The sequence below is a fragment of the Exiguobacterium sp. SL-10 genome (genome assembly GCF_004337025.1).
Taxonomy (GTDB): domain Bacteria; phylum Bacillota; class Bacilli; order Exiguobacteriales; family Exiguobacteriaceae; genus Exiguobacterium.
The window spans coordinates 30,655-56,535 of sequence record NZ_SJUP01000001.1; the positions used below are offsets into that span (position 1 = coordinate 30,655).

The 25,881-nt window shown below is 39.8% G+C and carries 19 protein-coding genes; 6 read left to right on the forward strand and 13 right to left on the reverse strand.

Annotated elements, in window-relative coordinates; all coding sequences use genetic code 11:
* Position 1 precedes the first annotated feature (1 nt).
* Both EVJ33_RS00175 and EVJ33_RS00180 read right to left on the reverse strand, forming a co-directional pair.
* The gene (locus EVJ33_RS00175; protein WP_058763140.1) at positions 2-190 is read right to left on the reverse strand and encodes a hypothetical protein; all 189 of its coding nucleotides are present in this window, start codon (positions 188-190) and stop codon (positions 2-4) included.
* 20 nt (positions 191-210) lie between these two features.
* Positions 211-1,599 (reverse strand): DNA phosphorothioation system restriction enzyme, encoded by a 1,389-nt coding sequence (locus tag EVJ33_RS00180; RefSeq protein ID WP_131433373.1) that lies wholly within the window; start codon positions 1,597-1,599, stop codon positions 211-213.
* A gap of 121 nt (positions 1,600-1,720) precedes the next feature.
* Between EVJ33_RS00180 and dptF the strand changes: the two genes are divergently transcribed.
* From dptF to dptH, 3 genes are read left to right on the forward strand one after another with little or no spacing between them, the layout of a single operon-like run.
* Complete coding sequence (dptF, locus tag EVJ33_RS00185) at positions 1,721-4,021, forward strand: DNA phosphorothioation-dependent restriction protein DptF (protein ID WP_161566881.1); 2,301 nt, start codon at positions 1,721-1,723, stop codon at positions 4,019-4,021.
* Between the two features lie 22 nt (positions 4,022-4,043).
* The gene (dptG, locus tag EVJ33_RS00190; protein ID WP_131433377.1) at positions 4,044-5,453 is read left to right on the forward strand and encodes a DNA phosphorothioation-dependent restriction protein DptG; all 1,410 of its coding nucleotides are present in this window, start codon (positions 4,044-4,046) and stop codon (positions 5,451-5,453) included.
* A complete protein-coding gene (gene dptH / locus EVJ33_RS00195) occupies positions 5,434-9,471 on the forward strand; it encodes a DNA phosphorothioation-dependent restriction protein DptH (RefSeq protein WP_131433379.1) in 4,038 nt (1,345 codons plus the stop codon). Before dptG ends, dptH begins: the two co-directional genes overlap by 20 nt.
* Positions 9,472-9,533: 62 nt before the next feature.
* Here the strand turns inward: dptH and EVJ33_RS00200 are convergent, their stop codons facing one another.
* From EVJ33_RS00200 to dndD (EVJ33_RS00245), 10 genes are all read right to left on the reverse strand, one after another.
* Positions 9,534-11,321 (reverse strand): DUF262 domain-containing protein, encoded by a 1,788-nt coding sequence (locus EVJ33_RS00200; RefSeq protein WP_131433381.1) that lies wholly within the window; start codon positions 11,319-11,321, stop codon positions 9,534-9,536.
* Positions 11,322-11,470: 149 nt separating this feature from the next.
* Complete coding sequence (locus EVJ33_RS00205) at positions 11,471-12,388, reverse strand: IS3 family transposase (protein WP_131433383.1); 918 nt, start codon at positions 12,386-12,388, stop codon at positions 11,471-11,473.
* Complete coding sequence (locus tag EVJ33_RS00210) at positions 12,316-12,633, reverse strand: helix-turn-helix domain-containing protein (protein ID WP_131433385.1); 318 nt, start codon at positions 12,631-12,633, stop codon at positions 12,316-12,318. Before EVJ33_RS00210 ends, EVJ33_RS00205 begins: the two co-directional genes overlap by 73 nt.
* 190 nt (positions 12,634-12,823) lie before the next feature.
* Positions 12,824-13,942, reverse strand: a complete 1,119-nt coding sequence (locus EVJ33_RS00215) for a cysteine desulfurase family protein (RefSeq protein WP_131433387.1) — start codon at positions 13,940-13,942, stop codon at positions 12,824-12,826.
* A 1-nt stretch (position 13,943) separates the two neighbouring features.
* Positions 13,944-14,324 carry a DndE family protein gene (locus EVJ33_RS00220; protein ID WP_131433389.1) on the reverse strand — a complete coding sequence of 127 codons (381 nt, stop codon included), beginning with the start codon at positions 14,322-14,324 and terminating at the stop codon, positions 13,944-13,946.
* The gene (gene dndD, locus EVJ33_RS00225) at positions 14,308-16,332 is read right to left on the reverse strand and encodes a DNA sulfur modification protein DndD (RefSeq protein ID WP_131433391.1); all 2,025 of its coding nucleotides are present in this window, start codon (positions 16,330-16,332) and stop codon (positions 14,308-14,310) included. The genes EVJ33_RS00220 and dndD (EVJ33_RS00225) overlap by 17 nt, the downstream gene beginning before the upstream one ends.
* Entirely contained in the window at positions 16,322-17,977 is a 1,656-nt protein-coding gene (dndC, locus tag EVJ33_RS00230) for a DNA phosphorothioation system sulfurtransferase DndC (RefSeq protein WP_131433393.1), read from the reverse strand. The genes dndD (EVJ33_RS00225) and dndC overlap by 11 nt, the downstream gene beginning before the upstream one ends.
* 28 nt (positions 17,978-18,005) lie before the next feature.
* Positions 18,006-19,106, reverse strand: coding sequence for a DNA sulfur modification protein DndB (dndB, locus tag EVJ33_RS00235; protein WP_131433395.1), 1,101 nt, complete (start codon positions 19,104-19,106; stop codon positions 18,006-18,008).
* Positions 19,107-19,262: 156 nt separating this feature from the next.
* A complete protein-coding gene (locus EVJ33_RS00240) occupies positions 19,263-19,658 on the reverse strand; it encodes a hypothetical protein (protein WP_131433397.1) in 396 nt (131 codons plus the stop codon).
* A 4-nt stretch (positions 19,659-19,662) separates the two neighbouring features.
* Positions 19,663-21,909: a DNA sulfur modification protein DndD gene (dndD, locus tag EVJ33_RS00245; protein ID WP_131433399.1), complete on the reverse strand. Its 2,247-nt coding sequence runs from the start codon at positions 21,907-21,909 to the stop codon at positions 19,663-19,665.
* A gap of 150 nt (positions 21,910-22,059) precedes the next feature.
* Between dndD (EVJ33_RS00245) and EVJ33_RS00250 the strand changes: the two genes are divergently transcribed.
* Positions 22,060-22,308, forward strand: coding sequence for a hypothetical protein (locus tag EVJ33_RS00250; RefSeq protein ID WP_236634512.1), 249 nt, complete (start codon positions 22,060-22,062; stop codon positions 22,306-22,308).
* A 127-nt stretch (positions 22,309-22,435) separates the two neighbouring features.
* The gene (locus EVJ33_RS00255) at positions 22,436-23,974 is read left to right on the forward strand and encodes a hypothetical protein (protein WP_131433402.1); all 1,539 of its coding nucleotides are present in this window, start codon (positions 22,436-22,438) and stop codon (positions 23,972-23,974) included.
* A gap of 44 nt (positions 23,975-24,018) precedes the next feature.
* Here the strand turns inward: EVJ33_RS00255 and EVJ33_RS00260 are convergent, their stop codons facing one another.
* Positions 24,019-24,291 (reverse strand): CPCC family cysteine-rich protein, encoded by a 273-nt coding sequence (locus EVJ33_RS00260; RefSeq protein ID WP_131433404.1) that lies wholly within the window; start codon positions 24,289-24,291, stop codon positions 24,019-24,021.
* Positions 24,292-24,522: 231 nt separating this feature from the next.
* Between EVJ33_RS00260 and EVJ33_RS00265 the strand changes: the two genes are divergently transcribed.
* The gene (locus tag EVJ33_RS00265) at positions 24,523-25,869 is read left to right on the forward strand and encodes a PepSY-associated TM helix domain-containing protein (protein WP_131433406.1); all 1,347 of its coding nucleotides are present in this window, start codon (positions 24,523-24,525) and stop codon (positions 25,867-25,869) included.
* The last annotated feature ends 12 nt before the right edge of the window (positions 25,870-25,881 follow it).

The following is a 25,881-nucleotide window of genomic DNA, read 5'->3' on the forward strand; positions in this document are numbered from 1 at the left end:
GTTAGATGTACTCCTTTTTGATTAGTCTAGAGAATTCATCAGGGAGCTGTGCAGCAGTAAATGATCCTTCTTTGTCTAAGTAGTCCTTCTCTAAACGAATAATATTTTGCAGAATCTGTTGTTCAGTTTCTGATAGTTCACTTAATAATGCATATACATCTTTTTCGTTGGTTGATTGATTCGGATTCATTGTATTCACCTCATAATTCATTATAGGTCGACAAGATTAAATGCCTCTTTTATTGGGTTTAAAACACGAAGTGCTTGATAATGGTTTTCTGAGATTGATGCAAATTCATTCACTCGTTTAAGTTCATTCATTAATAGTCGTCTTTCAATGTTAAATTCTTTATCCGTGAGCAAGTCGATTTCAGACAAGGGACGAGGAATCACGATGTAATCGTGAATATAAGCATACTCTTTTCCTGGGTGCTTTCTTAAAATACGTCCGCGGCGTTGAATGAACTCTTTTGGGTTGGTTGTACTGGCTAAAATGTAAGCGGTCTCAGCAGAAGGGACGTCTACACCCTCATCTAAACAACGGATGGCAACGAGTGCCTGAATGTTATTCTCTGAAAAATCTCTTAACAAGGTCTGTCTAAGTTCTTTTGTTTCAGTCGAAGTAAAGGTTTTGGCGTTTATTTTCAGATCATCGTTTAAAAATTGAGCAATGTGGTCGACATGTCGTTGGTCTTCCTTAGAGTGATCACCACAATACACGATGGTATGAGTCAAATTATCTTGAGTGCTAAGTTGTTGCTTCAACAATATATCTTTCTCTTGCGCTGCATTAATTAAACGGGCCCGCTTAATTAACAGCATCTCTAACATTCCTGTATCATTCCCTGACGATTCGATTGATTTATCATCAGACAGGTTAATCAATTTCGAAATTTTATTTGTAAGCTCATGATAAATCTCAAGTTCTTCTTCAGTAAGTGACACTAAATGAGGGTAGTAATAATACTTCGTCAAAAAGCCTTTTTTAATGGCTTCTTCCAAAGTAAACTTATATATTGATCCACCAAAATAATTTAACAACTGCTCGGTTCCGATTTCATCGTGATGCCGAATTGGAGTAGCGCTCAATGCTAATCGATTTTTAAATTGTACAGGAAGCGACTGCAACGATTGCTTCGTTCCTAAATTGTGAGCCTCGTCGGCGACAAGCATGCCTGCATCTGCAATTCGATTAAGTTGAGCCTGGAAATGCGCATTTTTGAATGTACTGTTGGTGGTGATGACACACATGAAATTTTTGATTTTGAAATTATATTGCGTGATTTTTCCTGAAAGAGTAGCACTCCATTGAGATTTTGAACCGTAACAAAGGATTGGATCCATCCCAAAGGCTTTAGCATCTTTAGCCCATTGATCGACCAAGTGCTGATAAGGACATAAAATAATCACAGCTAAACGACCGCTTTCCTCAAATCGTTTTGTGATAGCAGTGAGAGCCGTAAGAGTTTTTCCGGTGCCGGTGGCCATCTCTAATAGACCCTGATAATTATTGGCTCTCCATTCTGAAATGGCTTCAAGTTGATAGTCTCGAGGTGTGAACCATGAAGGTAAAGAAGGAAATTGAATGGTTGAATCCATATTATAGCTCCTTTATCATATATAGGAGTAGGTAAAACCTACCATATACTCTTATTATAGATATAATAAAGAATATAGTTAATAAAAAAGTTGTTAAGGTTGATTGAAAGGAATGAATGACATGGAATACTTTTTCTCATTTCTAAAACCCATTAATTCAAAGGCAGAAGAGTTAGGGCAAATAGTTCAAGATAAGTACTATACTGACCCTGAGAGCGCCTTATTGAATTCACGGAAAATGATTGAAGCCATCGTAAATGGATGGTTAGAAGTTTGTGGTCTCCAGAATACATATAATTTGAATGACAATATTCGAATTCTTTTAACCGAAGAAATTATTGACCGCACGATTGCGACCGATCTTCATTATGTACGTAAGAATGGAAACAATGCGGCTCATGAATTATTCACGAAAGAAGCACATGAAATTCTACCGAAAATTTGGTCAAGTCTATATAATATTGTCGATTCATACGTCTTAAGTTACGAAAATCCACCTGCAGTTCCTAAGTATGCGCCACCTAAGCCTCCTACTCCCAAGAACGATGGGGTGAGTCATGACGATATTCTGAAAATCGTAGAAGAACAGCTCAAGGCTAAGCTTCAGGCGCTAGAGGTCAATAACAAAGTGGAAGAATCACCCGTAGTGACAATCGAAGAAGAAACAAATAGATTGTACGAGTTTGTTCCTCACATTGAGAGTCGCAACGAGAGTTATCTTTACAGCCTTTTATCAAGATTAAACGAGTCTTCAAAAGAGGCAGTTGAAAGTGCCGAACTTCCATTAAGTTCTCTAAAGAAATATCTACACGTTGAACGGCCAATCGAGAAAAAGTTAGTTCAGCTTTTACAGCAACCTGAACAAAAACGATTAACGCTCTTGATTGGAAGTGTAGGCGATGGAAAGTCACACATCCTATCTCACCTACAGTCTGCTGAGCCTGAATTGATGAATCGATATAAAAATAAAATTTGGAATGATGCGACGGAAAGTCTTTCTCCACATAAGACAGCGATGGAAACCTTATATGAGAAGCTCATTCCATTTTCTGACCAATGTTTGACGGAAGGCTCAGATGAGTTTGTTCTGGCTATAAATCTAGGTGTATTACATAAGTTTTTATATGATTACGTGAATTCATTGGACGGTGACTATACATTCAACGAGTTAATAGCATACGTCGAACAATCAGAAATCTTTGAGAATGAAATTTCTCAAGCCGTAGAGCACGAGTATTTTTCAATGGTTAGTTTTTCGGACTATCCAATGTATGAACTCACGAAGGGTGGGGTGGAGTCGAACTTCTTGATGCAAATTTTATCGAAGATGTTCGATCAGAACGATGACAATCCATTTTACTTAGCATATGAGGAGGATATGAAGCAAGGCATTGACTCCATCGTCCATCGTAATTTTTTACTTATGAACAATTTGAATGCACGGCGTAACCTTGTGAATCTAATTGCTCGTTCTCTTTTAAAGGAAAAAGCGGTTTTATCGATGCGCCAATTTTTCAATTTGATTTATGAAGTGATGGTTCCAGGAAATTGGGCGAACATTAGTAAACAGAAAATTGTGCTTGAGACGTTACTCATACACGGTCTTCATCAAAAAATCTTTACGAGTCAAAACGACTCTCCGATTTCGGTCATGTTAAGAAACGAGGATCCAATTGCTTATCGCTCTGAAGAAATTGATCAAATCATTCTTCAAATTAATCTTGAAGCTGACGTAAGTGGTTTCGTTTCTAGGTTCGATGAGTCGACTAGACAAACGTATCAACTTGATTTATTGGATCGAGAGCTCATCACTGAGCATACGCAATCGCTGTTGCGGTTACTTTATCTATCTAACCCTCGAGAGATGAACATTTCTCAAACAACGATTGAAACATTTTCAAAATATCTTTACGCCTATTACACGGGACAAAGATATGAGCTCAAGTCACTTTATGAGAAATTCGAAAATGCGCTCATGTTATGGTTTGGTTTCAAAAAAGACCAAAAGAAATATCTGTTCGATACAAGTGCAAAAGTTTCAAAGCGTTATCGCATCGCAAAACCGGTCAGCTTCACATTAGACCCAATCAGCATGGTGGCGAAGAATGAAGAACAAGTCGTTCAGTTCCGTAACTCGTTATTTATTCAGTTCGCTGTAGGTGAAAATAAACAACGAATCAAACTTGAAATCGATTATAAAATGTTCAATTTGATTACGAAAGTTGATCAAGGTTACCAACCATCCAAAATTGATTTTGATGATGCAATTCGATTCAGCGAATTTGCAAATGCTATCCGCACGTATAATTCAAACAATGAAGAAGTGTTGATTTATATAATTCAAACGGGAGAAACATTTATCTTAAAACAAGAAGCAGATCCATTTAGTAGTGAAGAAAAAATTGTGTTCAGTAAATTGTAAGTTCTGAAAGTAGGTGTAAATGATGAGACTATTACCAGAAAAAATATTTGATGAGAAACAAGTGATTGTTCTAGATAAAGATCGAAAAAAAATAGCAAAACGCCAAACCTCAAATTTTTATCAAGTTCTTCCTTTTACTACAGGGAAGAGTGATTCGATTAAAAATGCCCTTTCAGATTGGGAAAAGGAAGTCGGGGCTTTCTCTAGAAGACTTCTCAATCGAGATTTATCAGCCAAATCATTCAATACAGACCATATTTTAGAAGGGGTGTTGGATCGAGTCGAGAGTTTACCTGAACATGAAGATGAAATTCATACCTTTTTCAGTGATTTGCTTCTTCAAAGAGATGGCGGATTGAATGTTACTCATCCGAGTATGTTTATGTACATTCAAGGAAACCCTGCTACAAAGAAAAAGTTAGGTACGTTTTTAGCAGACTTGACGCACCATGCTTTGGATGAAGAACAAATCGAAAAGATTAGACAAATTTTTATGTCTGAGCAAAATGAGACGTTGTTAGACAAAATGATTGTGAATTTATTACCTAACCTTACTGAGAAAAAGTATAACGTGGAGCATGCTTTATATTCTTCGTTACCAATAAAATTATTGGGCGAAGATTTGATCTATTTGGCACAGCATCCTCAATATTTTTTGAAAGAAATCAACCATTTACTTAAGTACTACTTACACTATGTTGTTTCCCAGACGACAATTAAGATTAATAATTTTGAAACTTCTAATTGGCATCAGCCGTCTAAGTTGTTTTATACCATTCATCACGAAACGACTGTTACCTCAAGACGTAAGACAATGAACTCTGGTATGGGCTTATTAAATAGTGCTAGTGAGAATATATTTGTACATGAATTGACGATGGCACAGTTAAGCTGTAATTCTCATAACCCATCATTAGAGCAAGATAAGTCTAAAATCATGACTTACGATGAGGTTTATAAGTATTTTGAATCCCTAGAAGAGACTGACCAAATTCAATTTTTAAGTGATATTGATTTGCAAAGTGAACGGATTCTCACATATGCGGGTTTAGAAAATCAAGTGAAGAGAAGTGAGACATTCAACGAAGCGGTTAAACAATTATTTAACACGATGAAAATTACTACTCCTAAAGAGGCACAGTCACGTTATGGCGATCACGTAAAGAATATTGCAAAGTCGCACTTTACGAAACGTCGAGGGCGTTTAGGGTACGTATTATCGTTGAACCAAGAAATGTTGATCCTGATGTGTGCCGTCAGTTGTAAAGATGATCGAATCACATTTGTAGAGCTGCTGGAACGTTTGAGTCAAAGAGGCATCAATTTTGATACCGAATCATCAACAGCACTTTTACAATTATTAGAAAAAATAAACGTCATTGATAAGAAGAGCGATAGTGGGGAGGCGCAGTATGTCAAACCAATTTTATGAGTACGTCACCAAGAAAATAAACGGTCATTTTTTAGTAAACACTCCGCAACCTGGAGATAAATATTACTTGCAGCTAGAAGAAGAAAGTCATGTTAAATATTTGAAAGACTATCTTGAACAAGAAGCAAGCGAACGAGTTAACATGTTTGAGTACGAGCTGAACGGTGTTACTGAATACCGCACAATTGCAATTGATTACGGGACAAGCGAGTTGATTATTGCGACTCAAATCGAGGGAATTCAACCAGATTTTTTCGTTAGGCTTCGCAACTTGGTCAGTGAACAAGAAGGGGAAGGCGTGAACCGTTCACTCCTTGTGATTTATCATGGACAGCTCGACAGTATTGATGGTGGTGGCGCCAACCTTCAAAAAGAAGGAATGCCTTTGAACCCACAAAAAATTCTAGAAGAACTTAAGAGTGAATTAAAACAGATGGCCGAACGTAAGGGCGCGTTGGTTGAAGTGATTGATTTTCATTTGAAAGAAATTGAAGAAGAGTTCAGTTCGTTCAAAGGTGTCTCGTTCTTTGATTTTGAAGAAATCTTATCCCTCATGCAAAAATCAGAACTTTCAAAGTCTGATTTTCTAACGCTACGATTCTTCCATGATCAAGAGCTCGAATCATTTGTGCAGACATCTTCCAAAAAAGAAATACGAGAAAGACTGCGTGAAAACAGAGATTTATTTGAATTTGTTCAAGACAGTCATTTTAACGAAACAGTTGAGACGCAATTACCTAAAAAATTTAATGAACAAGGTGTCAATAAACTGAAGCATGACCATTGGAATGAACTCACGTTACAAGAAGTCATCAAGCTTAAAGCTGAAAAGAGTAATAAAGTGTTTGAAATTGATGAAATTACAGTCGTCAATGAACATTCGTCGGTAGTCGTTTGGGATCGACCACATAAAACAACTAAGACGGGAAAACGTACGCGCTATGTCGTGATTTTCAATCCGTCTAAAGAGCAGGAAATCAAATTGCGAGCTAAGTATGTAATTGAAGGCAAAGGTGTTCGCAAGAGTTTAGAAGAATCACAAGTCAAAATTGAGTATTGCAATCCATTACTCGAAGTAACGCCAAGTGTGAAAACAAATAATTTATATGTGACGCTGACTTCTACTCAAACCCAAAGCGCTACACAATGTACGGTGAAATATAAAGTGAAAAATGAAAATACACTTTATTCAGAGTTAAATATCATGGTGTTACCATTCTCAAGTGAGGTCTTTAAAGACTACGCTGGAACTTATGAAGTAAAGCGGATGAAAGGGAACGATATCGAATATTTGATTTTAGGGAATAAAGAAGGCGAGCTGCGATTAGGGGACGGTTCACAAATCCCTGTCTCTCAAGAGAAAGCGCTAGTAAAAGTAGATGATGAACCGAACCTCACGTATCATTTTGATCAAGATTTGTTTGAAGAGGATCAATTTTTGCAGTTAAGTGTTGGAGAATCAAATCCAATTAATATCAAGCTTAGTGTTGATGCCTCTAAACCGCATCCAATCGCAAATATTAGATTGTATAAAGAGAAACGTGAGAAGCGTTCTTCGATTGTCCACGGTACAGATGGGAAATTAATTTTAAAGAACCAAATTTACTATCCACAGAATGAATATAAAGATTTTTTAGAGTATGAAATGGAATGGCTTAATCAAAGTATGCAAACAGCTGTGTTGTCTTCCGGTGTCATCAGTCCTGTCAATCTAGAGTTTGGTGCTTTCTATGAGCTAAGAGAAGCGTACAATCTATTCCTAAATCACTTTAAAATCAAAAAGACTGTCCCGATGTTAGCATATTGGGATGATGAATATAAGCGAGTCGCTTTGAATTATGTGCAAGCTTATGTAAAAGCGATTGAATCGATTCAAGAGGCCGATCGGTTATTTGAAGTCGGACATTCGATTTTAAAATTAGGCGTGTTGTTTAACAAAAAAGAAGAAATCGTCTATTTCACTCCATTCCATCCGGTTAACGTCGCGTTTCAATTAGAGTTGAATACGCAACTTGGAGATGAAGAAGTATCAGAAAGTGTGCTTAAACGTTTACGCGCAGATGCACTGGCTCCATACCTATGGTTTGAAGGTAAAGCATATAAAGCAGAAGCTCAGTCGAATTTACCAGAGTGGATGATTTATCGAGTAAAAGAAGAAGTTGTTGTAGCTGAGGCTGACCGCTTCCTATCAGAAGTGGTCAAAGAAAAGTTAAATCAATTTGTAGACCACTTCACCTCACTGTTTTATCAGACAAATCAAGTCGTTAGAGCGCCTTTATATTTAAATGTGATTGAAATTCGAAATGATGAGATGGTATTAAAAGGTGTTGTTGAATGGATTTTCCGTCAACTGAAAGACAGCTACGAAAAGAATAAGGATGAAGTGATTCCTGTTGAAGTAAAACTTTATTGCGATTCCGGTCGATACAGAAGTGCATTCGATCAATTTGCAGCTAAAGATTTCATGGAAGAGGATTGGGAGCAGTTTGAGTATTTATATACGCTCATTCCAAAAAACTTTATTCTTTCTCCACAAGAAGTGGCAGAGAAGATTCAATCGTTCATCAATCACTATCATATTCAAAATGAGCAATTTAATGATTTTGATTATGCTCACATTAGTTTCTATAAAATGAGTGGTGAGGAGCAAGTCATTACCGATAAAATGGAATACATTAAGAGCGGTAATGCGATGAATGGTTTGTATTCGACACTTGCTCCGACCATCAAAGACGGACAATTTAGTATGGGGTTTGGACTTCGCGGTTATGAAATTGAAGACAACGATTTACTCTTACGCTGTGCTAAGTCGTTTAATGAATTGAACGTTCATATGAAAGACAACGGTAGTAGTTCATTCGCACATGGTGTCACGGCACTGGCTAGTATTACTGATGCTAGAGATGGCTACAAGTTGCAGAATATCTATGAAAGTTCTCATTGGGTCACGTTAATTGAACCGACTGTTGACCTTGGATATTTTTCATCTAAGCAAGGAAATCCCGATAATGAATTGATTATCATTCACTATAACGATCAATCTTCTTCTTATCGGTATGATGCGATTACTGTTACGAAAAAAACAGCGCAATATCAAGCGGTCATTAAAGATTATTTGAATCATGAAAAACCTGATTTGAATACAGATGAGAGTATCAAAGAGATTATTCAAACGTTCAACGTCATCAACGGTGAATGGTTGCTCTCGATGATTCAACAAGGGCTTAGCAATGAAACAGCTCGAAATATCCATAAGAGTCGAGAAAAATTCAGTTTGTTGGCCGCTGTGAAATATTCGTTAGCTATGTTCACAACCGACGACATCACGTGGGTTCCAATCTCTCTAGAGGAGATTTTACGTGTGGCAAAAGCGATTGGATTGAACCATGCGAGTTCGCCGTTCACCGTGAAAGCTTTAGGTAAGTCAGGAAGCTACTCAGACGATTTACTCTTGATTGGTATTCAAGAGACGCACGGTAGATTGAAAATGCACTTCTATCCGATAGAAGTGAAAATCGGTAGAAACTTGAGCAATGTATTAGATAAAGCTCGGAATCAAGTCGTCCGCACGAAATCCCTCTTTGACTACGAATTAGGTGTTGGAGAGACGGAGACTACATTCTCGCAACAGTACTATCGGATGTTCTTTGCCCACTTATTCTTAGCGAATGCCAAGAAATTGTTCGAAGGGAACTTGTGGTGCGAAAAAGATAACGACTATGATTTTGAAAATAAACGCCTTTCTGTCGTCGAGAAGTTGATGAAAGGCGACTATGAGATCTCTAACGAATTAGCCGAGTACTTCAACAAAGGTGTAGTAGTATCGTTTAAAACGGAAGAGACCATTTCGTCAATAGAACGAGTGGAGGATGACATCCTGTTGCTCAATTTACCAGAACAATATGGAATCAGTGGTGGTTCATATTCAATAGAGGAAATTCATAAAGGGATTTTAAATAATGAGAAGGATTTGTCTAGAGAAGAATTGTTGACAACGTTTCTAGTTAAAGATATGTAATAAAAATACTCGCCAAAGAAGCAAAAATCTTTGGCGAGTATTTTTATTACAACAATTATTACTTAATATACTTTAAAAACCAAGAGTGCTAAATCAATGTACTTTTGTTTTCTTGATTCTAAAGAATCTAAATCCCAATCAGCATATTGCGTCAATTCATTAGTTAGTGAAATACTTGAAGTTTCATAAAATGTTTTTTTGTTTTGAAAATCTAAATTACTCGCACTCTTGTTATCAGCTGGAGACCAGAAAGTCAGATTTGATATGGAGTGCTTAAGTGGTTCTATATTTTCATCCAGGTGTCTAGGATTTTGAGGGTAGATGTGTTCAAGGTCTATGCTATCTATATTTGTCGTAAGATGCATTTGGGCTTCAGGAATACCGGTTGCCCCACTAGTGAACCAATGATTATAATCTTCTAATGTAGTTAAGAAGTACCTTATTTTTTTGCGATTACTACTTGTATTTTTGTAAATTAATTTACTCTCAAGTGAACTTGCAAATAAAGCATCGCTTCTATTTACATCAAGAAGAGCCTTTAAATCAAGTTTAAGTTCGTCTAAATTATAGTGATTAGTCCTTCTCATTGATAATATATGCTTATTATAGATTTGAGACAGATTATTTGCTCTAAGATTTGAAACGACTATATATCTAAATGATACTTTTTCTAATTCTAATACAGTTTTTTTGAAATCAATTTCAGAACCAGTTTCATATATTGCCATTAACAATGGAATACACAAAGTGTGACCTAATTGTTTAATTAATAAAGATAATCGATTTTTTTCCCAAGCTAAAGTTGTTGAATCGTTATATGGCCATGAACCATCAATTAAATATTCATAAATGTCAAAAGTATTTTTTATATTTTGAATTCTGTCGTACGTTAGGCGTCCAATATCTGTAGCATCATCAGAAAATCTAAAAAATTTTGTTTGAAATTTTCTATGAATATTATTTCTAGGAGCTTGAGCATTGTGAGAAATTAGATAGGTTTTAAGAAATTTTTCCGCCCCTTTCCTAGATAAAATATTATCCCAATAATCTGAAGCTCTATTTTGAAGGTCTGAATTAGTTTCTAATATTTCGAGAGTAAATGATCTTAAATAATCACCAGTTGCAAGCTCTTTACCTCTATCGTTTAGGACTTCAAATAACTGATAAGCCTCATCTAAATTATCACAAACAATATGTATCAAGACTGACTGTTCCAAAATTTTATCTTTTAAAGTGTTTAAATTATCCAACTTTTCGCTAGTAGAAATATCTTCATTGTTTATAATAGGTTCAATTAGCTTTCGATTTATCATATTCCATGAATTCACAATTTTTTTATGAGATTCTGCAATATCCCTTTCAATCAAATTGTTATTAGTTAATAACAATTGTTTAAAAAAATCACTATCTACTTTGGATAGAGTCAATCTATTTTCTCTAACAGGAGGTCGTTTATGGGTATCCATATATGTTAAATAAGTATTGTTAAGATCATCAGCTAGTGATTTTGCAGTGTCCTCACTAGTTTGATCATCTGCTTGACGTGCTTGTGATTCTAAAAAAATATATCCATTTCTCAATTGAGCAATTAGCATGGTAAATGTAGCTAAACGTTGCTGGCCATCCACAACACGATAAATTCTCCCCGGGGCATTGTCTGCAGGTTCATGAACACTGACTAAACCTCCAAAAAAATACTCTTCATTAGTAATATCTTGTAAATCATCACAAAATGTTTCTACTTGCTCGTCTTCCCAACTATATGCTCTTTGGTGCTTAGGAATAACGAATGGATTTCGATTACTTAATAAGGATCCTATGAAAATTTTATCATTTTGGATAATTGACATAAATAGCACATCCTTTTACTTTAATATCCTTATTCAATCATTTAAGACATGTTAACACAACATAATTTGTTGATATTGGAATAAATCGAATAAAAAAACAAGTAGCTAGACTGACCTAGCGAAATGAGACACTAATAAAAACACCTTGATTAGGCTGCCATCCCACCGTATTTTATCGGTGTGAGGTAGCCTAATTTTTCTTGGATACGTTCTTCGTTGTAGTAGGTTAAATAATGGTTCACCCGTTCATTCACTTCCTGGTCGCTTAACGAGTTGAACTTGACGTACTGGAAGCCCTCAGACTTCAAATTCGAATGAAATGATTCGATCACCGCATTGTCCCAACAGTTGCCTCTTCGAGACATGCTGCTCGTCAGATGGTTCCTCTTGACGAAATCTTGAAAGGCATATGAGGTATAGACACTTCCCTGGTCCGAATGGATGATGACCCCTTCGGGGTTGTTCCGACTCTCCAACGCCTTCTTTAACGTATCGATGACGAGGGGCGTCTGTTGATGCTCGTACAACTTATAGGCGACGATCTCATTATTAAAAAGGTCGATGATGGTAGAGAGATATTTCGTCGTGCTCCCGTATTGGATATAGGTGATGTCCGTCACCCACTTCTTATACGGTTCACTGGCCGTGAAGTCTCGTTTAAGAAGGTCAGGTGCGATGATGATGCTCTCACCCTGAGATCTCCATTTTCGTTTAGGTTTGATTCGACACTGTAAATGGTGTTTCTTCATGATTCTCTGTACGGTGTTCCGGTTTGCTATTAACTCATAGTTTTGCTCTAACAGGGCCTTTATCTTTCGATGTCCATAGCGATATTTCGTATGCTTACATACTTCGACGATTGCTTGCTCTAGCACCGAAGGGTGCTTCACCGGTTCTTTGACCCAACGGTAATAGGTTGCCCGTGGCACGTCCAGGACACGTAGGATCGTCGTAACCGTATATTTCCTCTTCAGGAGCTCTACAGTCTTTAGGGCTACTTCTTTCTCAACTCTCTTTCGATCTCCATGAATTTTTTTAAGATTTCGTTCTCCGTCTTCAGATGGGATAGTTGACGCTCTTTCTTGTCATCCTCGCTGGCGGAATCAGGACCGAGTCCGTAGGTGTATTGCTTCCCGATTGGCTGGTCAAATCGATAGATTTCATTTGACCGATACCATCTCATCCATGTGTGGATTTGGGATTCACTTTTGATTCTGTGTTTCTCCATGATTTCTCTATTCGTCAACTCACCGCTCAGTTTGTCTTTCACCACTGCCCATTTCACTTCACTTGAATATACGTTTTTGCCCACGCAAAAACACCTCCGATGCTAGCACTTTTTTAAAGTGTACCACTGCGAAGGTGTTTTTATATTGTCTCAAAAATTTAGGTTAGCCCATAGCATTTTAAATCGCTACTTGTTTTTTTATTCATTATTTATTTGATATTGCAAAATATATAAAGCATTTGATGTGAAAAAACTAAATACTAAAAACGTCTTTTTATAAATGCTTAAAGATTTCTAATTTTTCACAATTGGTTTGATGAGATAAGGAAAACCTTACAGATGACCTTACTTCTTCAAGAGATAATCCAATCGCCTGTAACACATGGCTTGGCTTGCTAGAGCTACAAGCTGATCCGGTAGAAACAGCCATTATCGGAGCTAACTGTTTCACGAGTACCTCATTGTTAATCCCGATAAATTGAACATTAACAATTCCAGGTACTTTATCAGTGTGGTCACTGTTAAAGCGAATGTTCGATCCGAATTTTTGGGATAGAAGTTGAACCAATTGGTGTTCAAGTTTTTGCAATTTTTGAATGTTCTTAGACAAGGATGCCTGATGCATTTCAGCGGCTTTCCCCATCCCTACGATTAAAGGAACCGCTAACGTTCCACCGCGCACGCCTTGTTCTTGGCCACCACCGTGTATTAATGGTGTCAACTTTCTTGGAATGCCATCTTCATCTTTTTGCACATAAGCTACGCCGATACCTTTTGGACCGTTGAACTTATGCGCAGAAGCGGATAAGAAATGAACGTTCGTCAGTTCTGACAGGTTGATTTTCATCTTCCCGACGACATGTGTCGCATCGGTGTGGAAGAGTGCACCATATTGAGCAGATAGTTCAGAAGCTCTCTGAATGTCATTTAACGACCCTAACTCGTTATTTCCCCAGATGATTGAAACGAGTGAAGTAGGGCGTTTTTTTAGTAGGGATTCTAATTCAGAGAAATTGATTCTTCCGAACTGATCAACAGTTAGATACTCGACGTGAATTTTCAATTGTTCACTCAAATACTTTGCAATTTCCAAGTTAGATGAATGTTCGGCTACCGTTGTAATGAATTGATGGTCCGGTAGGGAAGAACTCACACTTTTTAAAATCCAATTGTTACTTTCCGTAGCTCCCGAAGTGAAATAGAGCTCTGAAGAAGAACAGTTAAAAAACTTACTTAGCTGTTCTCGAGCCTGTTCAACAGCATTCTTGGAGTTCTCTGCGAGAGAGTAATACTTACTAGAAGGATTTCCGAACTCTTCAAGAAAGTAGGGGAGCATCGCTTCAAGTACTTCAGGATAAACAGGTGTCGTCGAACTGTTGTCTAGGTATAGCATGTTACCCCTCCTGTAGAGCTAATAACTCTCTTAAGAATTGATTCGTACTTCTTGAGAACTGAAACATTTGATAAAGCTCTTCAGCGCCTCTAGTAATGTGTGCGTTGAAATGGTCAGGGAAGTAATGCTCTTCCTCAATATGCTTATTTGCATGTTGGAGAATCATCATTTTGAACATCTCGTCTTGCTCCCCGGTTAACGTCGCACGATTTATTTCGAAATTTGAAATCGTTTGGCCCTTAATGCTTGATGGAGCTTGATTGTTCTTTAGTGAAATACCAACGGCAAAACGAGCCAATATATTTGGCGTGATATGAGTCGAGTTTGAAATCTCCTTAAAATAGAGATGAGTTTGCTCTGTTAATTTAAGACGGTAATTCATTAGTTTTCACCTGCGCGTTTTCAAATTCAAAATACGATGGAATGACTTGTGTTTCTAAAAGCTCGTTATCAAATTGGAGACTATACTCTCTAGAAATAGACGGTTTGAGTACGTCATAATAATCTTTACTGATTTCTGAGTCAGTAGATAGCACTAAGACCTGTTCACCGAAGTTAGGCAGCAAGTTGCGAAGAATATTATAACGATGGTCTCGGTCCAATCGCCCTAACAACGTATCAAAAATAAATGGCATTTGGTTTTCAGAAACTTTAAAGATTGCCCAAATCAATGAAAGCAATAAAATTTGTTTCTCACCAGAAGATAAAGTGGCGACCGAAATTCGAGATTGATCTTTAGAGAGTAGAGTCAGCGAGAAGTCTTCAGGTAAAATCGACAACTTCTCAATATAGTCTTCTTTGCGCATCAATGTTTTCAACATCCGTAAAGCATTTTCTTCAACATTACGAATAACTTTGTAGCGCTGTTGTAGTCTAAAGTCTTCGAGCAAAGCTAATGTAAGATTTGCGTTTTGCGAAAGTAGGCTCGATTTTGAAGTGATTTTCTCAATCTCTTGCTTGAGCAGGGCATTTTCTTCTACCAAATTTGAGTATTGCGCATGAAGTTCATCTTCATCTTGAACGATGTGTTCGAAACGTTCTTTCAAGTGAAGGTGATTTACTTTTAATCGATTCAACTCTTCAAATTGCTTTTCGAAATCGACATGATTCTCTTCTCGGATGACCAGCTTTTTTCGTAACGTTTTCAATTCATGGATGATTTCATCATCTCGATTGAGGTTTGACAATAGGTCTGAAGATGAATGAGCATTTACAAGCGAGAGCATATTTTCCACTTTTGCTTTTGAACTGAATGAAGCGTCATGAATGATTTCTGTTGCTGGAACCGCTTTTTTTATAGCGGAATCAAATTCGTTTTTCAACAATGCATGTGATACGGTGCCACCTAAATTATTCGATACATTTTTATAGAACTCATCATTGAATACCTTCTCTAAATCTTCAACGCTGCGTACTAATAATTCTGCTTCTACTTGCTCAGCAGCTTGTTTAAGTAAGTTGTGATTAATCGTAAAGGCATAGTACTCACTAAAGAATTCTGAAGTCGATTGCTTCAACGATTGACGCTCATGTTCGAGTCTTCTAATATCCTCTTTTAATTTTGCTTCTTCTTCCTTACTAATCACATCATGGGCTTGTAGAGACTCAGAGAAAGAAGCGACTTCAGCTTCACTGATTTCTATTTTCTGAAGAGCTTGTGATTTTTCAATCTGAATTTTTTGAAGCTTTTGTTCGGCCTTAGTCAAGTCATTTTTGATTTCGTCCAAACGCTTTGATTTTTCTTTACTCAGTTTTGTCTTCGCTTCGTCGCGAACAAGCGTTTCAATGGTTTCCGTTAACAAATCAGGAATTTCCAACTTAAAGGCACTTTTCATTAAGTCATCAAGGTATTCCGAAAGTTTTCCTTCGTTGATGATTTGGTTAATTGTCTCCCCATCAAATAAAGAGACATTGAAGAGGTATAACGGAGTTCGTTCCAAGAATAATGAATAGACTTGGCTCTGATCTTTTTCTGCTAACGGTAGGGTACTCCCGTCCCGATAGATATTAAAATATTCTTTAATATTTTTTGCGTCGATTCCCCAAGACCGTTCAAACAGATAGCGAGCCATTGTTTGATTCGTAGTCGTAGTGAACGTGATTTGAATCTTTGAAATCACTTTTTTCACGTTATACCATTCACGTTGGTCTCGAATTTCGCTGTTGATTAACTTTTCAATCTCACGGAAGTAAGAGGGAGTTGGCGCTTTGATTCCAAACGCCTGACTCCCGTATAAACCTGTGCGGAGAGCATTCAAAAATGTCGTTTTACCTGCGCCATTCTTCCCTCCGATTAAAACAACATTTTTATTAGAATTTTGATTCGTAAAATCAAACGTTTGATTCTTATAGGCTCCAATGTTTTTCAGGACAATCGATTCAATCTTCATAGTTCTTTAAATCTCCTTGCTCTTTATACAGATTCAAATAATCTTGGCTCAATAATGCAGCGACATCTTTATTGAATCCACGCTTTACTTTTACACCTAGAAAATCATTTGCCGTCGTAAATAATTTTTGAACCATGTTGAAATCAAGACCATGCTTTTGAGAGAGTAGCTCCAAGTCATTTGCTTGGTCACTCGTCAAGATTTGGCGATCGTCTTGTTCCCAATCCAAATCGACACCGAATACTTCACGATATAGTCCAGGTAACGTGTCTTTCCAATCACCCTCACGAAGCCATAAACGACGAATTGCTCGTAGTTCATCGTTTTGAATCAACTTATACTCCACCGAGTTTGGAACTTTTAAATCACGTTGTAGGATGAGCAAATCACGCATCAGTTCAATTCGAGTAGCTAACGTGAACGGTCCGAGTCCAAGATGTGAGTACACAGCTTGTCCGTCTTCATTCGTTTCAAGGACGACAAATTGAATATTGAATTCCTCTGGTTTACTCAAATCAATATTATGTGTCGCAATGAACTGACTTAATTGACGTTTCGGAACTGCAAGAACGCTCTCGTCTGTTAAGTCTTCAATACGATTTACAACTTTATGAGAAGTGGCTGCACGACCACCTTTTTTCTTTTGAGCGATATAGATACCATCTTCTTTAATCTCGTGTTGGACTTCTAACAAGTAGAATGCACCGTTCATCCGCTTATGCATCCGTTTCGAACGGTCGTCTCGAATAAGTACCATCTTATTACGGAATTTCAATAAAGGCTTCAACCAGTCATGTTCACCAGTTTGAATGAAACCAGTCAGCGATTTGTCTTGGTTGACGACGGTACATGTCCAACAGCCGAAGCGACTGTTCCCACATGAACCAGCGCTCTCTTTTATGTTTTGGTCGACTACTAACGGACATTCGCTACTTGAGTCCATGTACATTTTTTGAAGTTTATGATGATCTTCTCCCCAAGGGGCAGGGTTTTGAAGAAGGTAGCTCCAAACATCATCTAACACAAACTCTTTGATTGGTGCGAAAACATATGCATTAGCCAATGAAGTGTGTCGCATCAATTCGCTACCCATGATTTCATGGTCTTTAATAGACTGTCCCCGGCTTGTACTCTCAGATGAGCGGACACCAAGTACCATGATGATTTCACCATACTTCGAAACTTTATCTTTAATAAAACGGTTGGCTGGATCGATTTTTAATCGATCGGTACACCATCTAAATGTTTGGTTAGGGGTAGGGTAGCCACGTCCGATAATATTGGTCCAAAACGTCTTTTCGGTGAGCGGTTTTACTTTTTGAGTCTCAATCGGGAGATTATATTTTCTCGCAGCTTCCTGCATTCGATGGAGCGATCCGTTAATCATTGAGACGACAAGCGGATTTTCTACCAACGTGTCAGAAGAAATAATAAATACTTTTTTATGAAGCTGTTCTGGTGTGAGTTCAAGTAAAGCTTCGAAAATAAGTTGAGTTGTCAATGTAGAGTCTTTACCACCACTAAAGCCAACAACCCAAGGGCGCGAATCATTTAAATAAACACGCTTAATTAAATCAATCGACCGCCTGGAGACAGTGTCCCCATCATGTTGAGTAAATAGATTACTAATAATACCTTGTGTCATAAATCATCATCCTCTCGTGCCAAAACAGTTATATAATGTTCATGCTAGATTTTTGTTGGTCAAAGTCTTTTTCTTCTTTAGTAAGTTCGATGCCAAGTAAAGATTTAATGCGAATGGCAGTTAAACGAATCGTATAGTTGTTTTTTAAAATTCGTCCGTTTTCGTTAAAGGCACGGCCTTTCCAGTCTTTCTCATTCGACCGACTCCAGTCAATGTCTTTGAATTTCGAAAGATAAATAGTCCAAGTGTCAGGCTTTTGCTCAATCAATGCACGAGCTACTTCTGCAGCCGCCTCGATGAATAGACCTTGACCGGCAATTGAAATCATACGGAGATCACGGGGAGAGATTTCTTTATTGAATACCTGCTCCCATTCATGAATACTATTGCATAGAGTCATCCAAAACGTTTTAATGTTCAATGCGTCTTCTTCAGTTAAAAGCGCACCTTTTTTCTTGTTGATTAAGCGCTTATTCGCATTGTAAATATGATTCAATGCCAATAGTTTTGGCGAGTTTTTAGACAGCGAAGTCTTTTCCATTTCTGTATAGCGCTTTAAAAGCGGTATCTCTTCGACAAGTTCCTTTGTCAAAAGTGACAATTGGTCCCGGTGATCGTATAAAATCCCAATCGAAGACGTAGTGTTCACGGCATGACGGTTCAAATCCGAGAAGATTTGTTGAGAACGTTCTAATCCTTCATCATGGAAAAAGACGACCGAAATTGTTTCATTACCTAACTCAGGCATAATTTTCAAAGCTTCTTCAATGGCGGCTCGTCGATGTTGACCATCATTGATTAAAAAGCGTGAATCTAACGCGATGGCGAGTTTTCCTAAATCCTTAAAATTCGGTTCGTCTGAAAATGGAGTAAATTGAATCTCACCATCAATCGATGCAGTCAAAGAAGAAAAGACGTAATCTTTTGATTGGTCGACAATATAATTTGTAATTTCAGGAACACGAGATTTATTCAATATACGCTGTGAGCGGTATTGTGGAGGAACTTCTTCCTCATCAAATAGAAAGATTTTTGGAATCAATTTAAGAGGGCACATTACCACAAAGTATTCTTTTTCGGCTTGATGGCCTCGCAAAGCAGGGAAGTTATAACTGAAATTAGGATCCATATCCAATCTCCTTTAAAATAAATTACGTACGTAATTTAAAGAAAGTACAATGTTTTATTAGGTAAAGTTTATCATATGCTTCTTTTCAAAAATAGCGAACAGCTCAATTAAATTAGAAATTTTCGCAATAAAAATCTCAGCGATAATTCGCTGAGATCATGCAGATAGTAGTTTGATTAAAAACTCTTCTTCAAAAATGTCATCATCGGATTCGAGAAGGGAAGCAATATGTGCTACGCCTAATTCGATGAATCGTTTCATATGGTCACGGATGATTTTTTCATCTTCTACTTCTTCTTGCAACTCATTGATAATGAGATGTTTGGCAAGCAGGTAGTCGTTACCATTGATGATTGACCCCATATCCCATGCCCCAGAACTTAGTTCAGAAGGGAGCTCGGATGTGACAGAGTAGTTTTCGATTCCATGCATCAGACTGAGCTTAACGACAAACGGTCTCGGCTCCTTCGGTATATAGTGCTCCAAGTGGTTGATGATGGTATCGATTCTGTCTTTACTTACTTGTGATAGCTTAATTCCTTTTGAGTCCATGATTTTATCCTTTCACTAGTTCGAAGTAACCTTCACGAATCAATGTGTACTTCTCTTTTTGGTTATAGTCCAACATGATTTGCTTAGACGTGTATTCTTTCATCAGTTCCACATACTCCGGTGTGATTTCCGTATCTGTCGACAGGATCACAACTTGTTTACTGAGATGCTTGTAAAAATGTTCTACTAAGTTTTTACGGTGATAACTGTCCAAACGACCGAGCGGGGTGTCAATAATCATTGGCAAGTCCAAATCGGCTGCTTTAATCATTCCCCATATAAATGCAGATGAGATGATTTGCATTTCGCCGGCTGAACGTTCCTCAACTGAAATTTCAGCACCGCGTTCATTCTCGATTCGAATGATCATTTTATGGCGATCGACGAAGGCACGACCAAACTCATCTTGTTTTCGCATGAGCGTATTCAGCATTTTATCGAATTCGCTACTAATCACATCGATTTTCCAGCCTAAAACTTTTTCTGCGTACTCATCGATGGCTTCTTTGATTTTACCGTAGATCTGAACATCATCTGCCAACTCAACAGCATTTGAAGCTGTAGATTTAGTTCCTTTTAACTTCGCTTCTAATGAACGAATCTCTTGGATGCACTCTTGTTCTTTTTTCTTGATATTCATATGAATGCTCTTCGTTCTTCCGAGCACTTCAGTAATTTCTTGAATTTTTTTATCTTCTTCATCGACACTAATTGCCGAAGGAGCCAAATCGATTTTTTGTTGTAACGACTCGATTGAATGTTTAATGTTGTTCGCCCTCTTAATCAAGTCAAAAATTTGTTGTTTAACAGAAGAAGCATTAACACCCATGATAAATCTGCGATCATTCGGAGACAGGTCGTGCCAAGTTTGTTGATTCTCTGTTGAAGTTGAAGCCTTATAGTTCTCTTTTGACAACCAAATTGCTTTTCCGATTTCGTCTACCTGGTGTAATTGCTCTTCGGTCAAAGGCGGATTGATTGGCTCAGAAAGAAGCTTCGACATAAATTGATGATAAGGCGTCAAAATTTGTTCAACTCGCTGCTGATCAGTTGCATATTGTTGTTCCAAATTTAAGCGTTTCTTTAAAGCGTCAATCTTTGTAAGGGCAAAAGACGGAATTCCTTGCTCGCCAAACAGTTTGGAGATTTGCTCCATGATTTGAGAATGCTGTGCTGTTAATGAACTCATAGTTGAGATGAATTTTTCTCGTGATTCGTTGTTTTGCATCAGCTTCTCATTGCGAAGCTTTTTGAATTGATCAAGTTGTTTATTATATGTGGAAACGCGCCCTTCGGCTTTGGTTCTTTTTTCCGTCAGTTCACTTAATTGATCTTTTAATTCAGAGATTTTTTTATTGAATTTTAATAGCTCAGTGCTCTTTTGAGCAGTAGCCAGTTCATTGACTTTTCGTGAATAGATTTTGTCCAAATCGCCTTTAAGTTCATTAAAGTATGACATCCCGTTCATCCGCCGAATTGTTGCTTTAAAGTCTGCTGAATTACGAGACGAAATAATCCGTCGAATTTCTTCACCATCAAAAATCAAAAATTGCGACGCTTCAAATGGAATCAATTTGTCGATGGTGCGGTTGAAGTCGTCAACATTGTGAGACCCGATTTGTTCATTCCGTTTAGGACGAGCTGCGCCAATGGTACGTTTGCTGAACGTCTTACTTTCCGAGACAACCTGTTTCTTACTATTGTATTGCCACACGACTTTTATTTCGTAGTGGTGGCCATCACCAGGCTCGAACACAAGAGAGGCACTAGCTTCACGTCCACCTTGTTCAAAGAATGAATTATTTATGGTGTTCGTGAACTGTTGTTGAAACTCAGCATCAGTCATGCCCCGCTTACCATATAATAAGTAGCGAACGGCCTTCAAAATCGTTGTTTTCCCGGCACCGTTCAAGCCACCGATGAGAATTATGTTTTTATCGTCCGAGTGTGTATCGAAATTAATTGTTTGTGAATTTAAGTATGTTTTGTAATTATTTAATTGAATGCGAACTAACTTCAATCCGGATCTTCTGCTTGATGAAGCCGAGTGGGTTAAAGAGTCCCCTTTTTTGATTAAATATTTAAGTTCTTCTTCCAGCTCTTTTTGGCGTTTAGTAGGGGATATTGCTTCACCGTAATAATTAGCCTTCGAAGTGGTGAGAACGTTTTGAAGTAAGTTAGAAGATAGTTGATGATTGGCAGAAACTTCTTTTAGAATGTCTTGCTCATTCTCATAAATCTTGTGGTTCATAGTAAAATCCTTTCTAGAAAATAATATGTTGAGACTATATTGTTATTATAAAGGAAAATAACTTAAAAACCTGTAACTTTTTTAGAAGGGGTATGGATAAATAAACCATGTAGTGATACATACATAAAAGGGGAGATTACATTGAAAAGAATGTTACTTCGCAAAATCCAATTCGCCCTCCAGCATCATGGCGGCACGGCGTCATTGAAAGAAATCAACGCATATATCGAACGGTCGTACTATCAACTCGAACTCGATCGCTATAAAGATTGGAAGGCTCACGTCAATAAACAGATTCGGGCCCATTCGAGCGATTCGGCCAGCTTCACGGGTAAAGAAGATTTGTTCTATTCCACGGGAAATAAAGGTGTTTGGGGCCTTCGCCAACCGAATAAGTAACCGAAAGCGGAACCATTTCAGTTGGTTCCGCTTTCAAAGTTTACAATACGTCACACCCCCTTGTCACAGAATGTTCAATCCTGTAAACTTCGAAACAGTGTGAAAAAAATGTATAAGGGGTTTATCCATGGAAATCGTTCAGCAATTATCACAAGTACAATTACTCAACCAATTCTGGTTGCTCATGGCCTTCGTCATCCCGATGGTCATTTTATCACGGATGGTCGTGGCCGGTTCACGGTTCTCGCCAATCCTCGTCATCGTCATCTTCGGTCTCGGACTTGGCTTCGCCATGGTCGAGATGGGCATCGCGACACCGGGTCTCCCTGAGTTCCCGCTCGTCGACTTCATGTCACGGACGACAATCATCGCCCTCGTCGTATCGTTCTTCGTCGGTGGACAAGAACTTCGTAAGATTTTAAGCAAGCAAGAGCTCGACGTGAAAGACATCGTCGTGCCATCGAAAGAAGAAATGTTCCTCGGAACAGGACGGACACAGTTCATCTTCATCGTCCGTTCGTTCTTCTTGCTCGTCGGTCTCGAAGGGTTCTTCCGCATGATGATTCAACCGGGCGCGGCAGAGGGCATCATGCTCTACTACCCGATCCTCGCGTTGATCGGTCTCGCGGCATCGTTCCTCTTGATCGACCACAAGGCGCAAATCGACGATAAGAAGATCTACATGCGTAAAGGCGTCATCGAGACAGTCTTAATGCTCGTTATCTTGTTTGTTTCGTACGCAATCGCTATGGCGGTTCAACCGGTCATCGCATTGCCGCAGATTTTCTTCGCCATGTTGCTTTCGTCAGCACTCGGTGCCATCTTCCACAACTGGACGTATGGACCGACCGTTCGTGCACTTCTGTTCGCCGGGATCCCGGTCGTCTTGGCCGCCAACTTCATGGTCGGTGGTTCACGAATCGGTGATGCGTTCGCCATCGAAGGCATGAACTCGATTCTCGTGTACGGTTTCTTCGGTCAATTGTTCTGGATGTTCGGTGGGATTGCGCTCCTTATGTGGTTCGCCCGCACAGGACACATCCGCAACCTCGCACCAGGTATGGCCGGCTCGCTCTCGCACAGTGGTCTCACAGGCGCATGTACAGCTGGTGACTTCGGTCAAGTGGCAGCGAAACGTGCCCCAATCATGATCAACATCCCGTTCTTCGGTCACATCTTCGTGTTCTCGATTCTCGCGGTCAGTGCCGATAACGGGGCGCTCTGGATTTGGCCGACAGCAATCATCGTCTTGGTCGGTCTCACGTTGACGGCGCTCTCGCTCAAAAACTTGCGCGGTGCCAACGGAGAAGACTTCAAAGAAGTGAAGGCGCTCATGCAGTTCTCGTTCGGTTGGCAGATGATGGCGGTCTTTGGTGGACTCGTCATCCTCAGCTTCAGCACGATCGCGTTCGATTACACGACGATGGCTCAATCATCAGCCATCTCGCACTTTGGTCTCTTCGCAGCCGTCCAAGGTGGCATGTTCGGGACAGAAGCGTCGCTTCTCATCCCACTCATCTTCTCGATGCCGTTCCTCGTTCACCCGATCGTGTTCTACATGTTCGGGAAGGCGCTCGATAACAACGGTGAAATGCCACGCGTACCGGTTTACGCGATGGCGCTCATCGGTGTCGTCGGCGTATCGTTCGCGATTCTCGGCGTATAACAAACAGCCGCTTCTACAAATGCGTAGAAGCGGTTTTTGTATGCTTATTTTTCTGCGAACGGTCGCCACTTCGGGTCTTTAACATCGTGGTCAGTTGGTTGACGGACAGAATCGCTAAAGAGGAGCTCACTCACTCCGAAGCGGGCGTAGTTTTGTTGCGCTTGCCGGAGCGACACCGTATTGGCACCACCCTCATAATCCGGGTCGTTGAACTGAACGCCGTCATCTTCCCAAAAACAGATGCCGCAAATGTCATACGTGCCGGGTGGTTCTTCGTTAAGCGTCTTGTACCCGCAGCAAGGGCATGTGTATGTCATCGAATATCACCTCATCATTTTTAAAGTGCGAAACAAAGAGCTCATGCTGCTTCATTAGGTTCATCTTACAGTCAATCACGTCCGGTTGTGTGATTTTGATGAATCGAACTTCACGTTTATTTCGCCGGATTGACAATGAACAGACACAAAGAAAGCGGTCACAAAAAAGTGTGAGTGAGTACAATTAGTCTGTTCACATAATGGACACAATACATAACCGGGGGAACGTTCATGACATCATCTTCATCGAGTCGCGATTGGTACCGTGCCGTCTGGCGCTGGCACCTCTACGCAGGACTCATCATCGCACCGTTTCTATTGATGCTCGCGGTGACAGGAGCCATCTATTTATTCAAGCCACAGATTGAGCAAGTCATCTATGCTGATTATTATCAAGTCGAACCGACCGGGGAGCGATTGAGTGCGACCGAGTTGTACAATCGGGTCCAAGCCGAATATCCGGACACGCCCATCACACGCTATCGGCCCGGAGAGAGTGCGGATCGCTCGACCGAATTCCGTGTCATGACAGAAGAGGGAGCGACGACGGTGTTTGTCGATCCCTACAACGGAGAGGTCATCGGGAGTCAATTGAATGCTGACCGATTCATGAGCCAAATCGAACGGATTCATGGTGAATTGATGATTGGTCCGCTCGGTGACCGCATCGTCGAACTCGTCGCCTGCTGGACGATTGTTCTGATGGCGACCGGATTATATCTATTTTGGCCACGAAACGGGCTACGGGTGTCTGGGACGGTGTATCCGCGACTCCGGAAGGGGAAACGGATTTTGCGCCGTGACCTGCATGTCGTCCCTGGTTTTTGGGTGACGGCAGGACTGTTGTTTCTCGTCTTGACTGGTCTGCCATGGTCCGGTTTTTGGGGAGCGAACTTCCAAGCGATTGCGACGAATGCAGGCGTCGGCTATCCACCGTCGATTTGGGGTGGAGAGGCTCCGACTTCAACCGTGAAGACTGAGGATGTCGCCGACGTCCCGTGGGCGGCCGAGACATTGCCGGTGCCGAACTCGGAAGTCGCCGGGTACGTACCGCTGTCGCTCGATCAAGTCGACACGATCGCCAAAACGGTCGGGATGGACCCGAGTTATACGATCAGCTTACCGAGTACACCAGATGGCGTCTATACGTTATCCGCTTATCCGGACCGGGCCCAGGACGAGGCGACGATGCATGTCGACCAATATTCCGGTGCCGTCCTTGCCGACTATCGTTACGACCATTACGGTATCGTCGGGAAAGCCGTCGCGCTCGGAATCACGCTCCACAAAGGGACACAGTTCGGGCTTCCGAACCAATTGATCAGTCTCGCGATTTGTCTCGGTGTCATCCTCGTCGTCGTGAGCGGGGTGTATCTCTGGTACTCGCGTAAACCTGTCGCGAAAAGTGGGGCACCATCGGCTCCGAGTCGGACGAGACGAAACGTATTGATCGTCTTGCTCGTCGGCTTCGGAATCATCTTTCCACTCGTCGGGCTGTCGCTGCTTGTCGTCGCTCTGCTCGATTGGTTGATTGTTCGTCGTTCGACGAAATTGACACGCTTTTTGAACGCAGGGTGAGGGGGAATGACG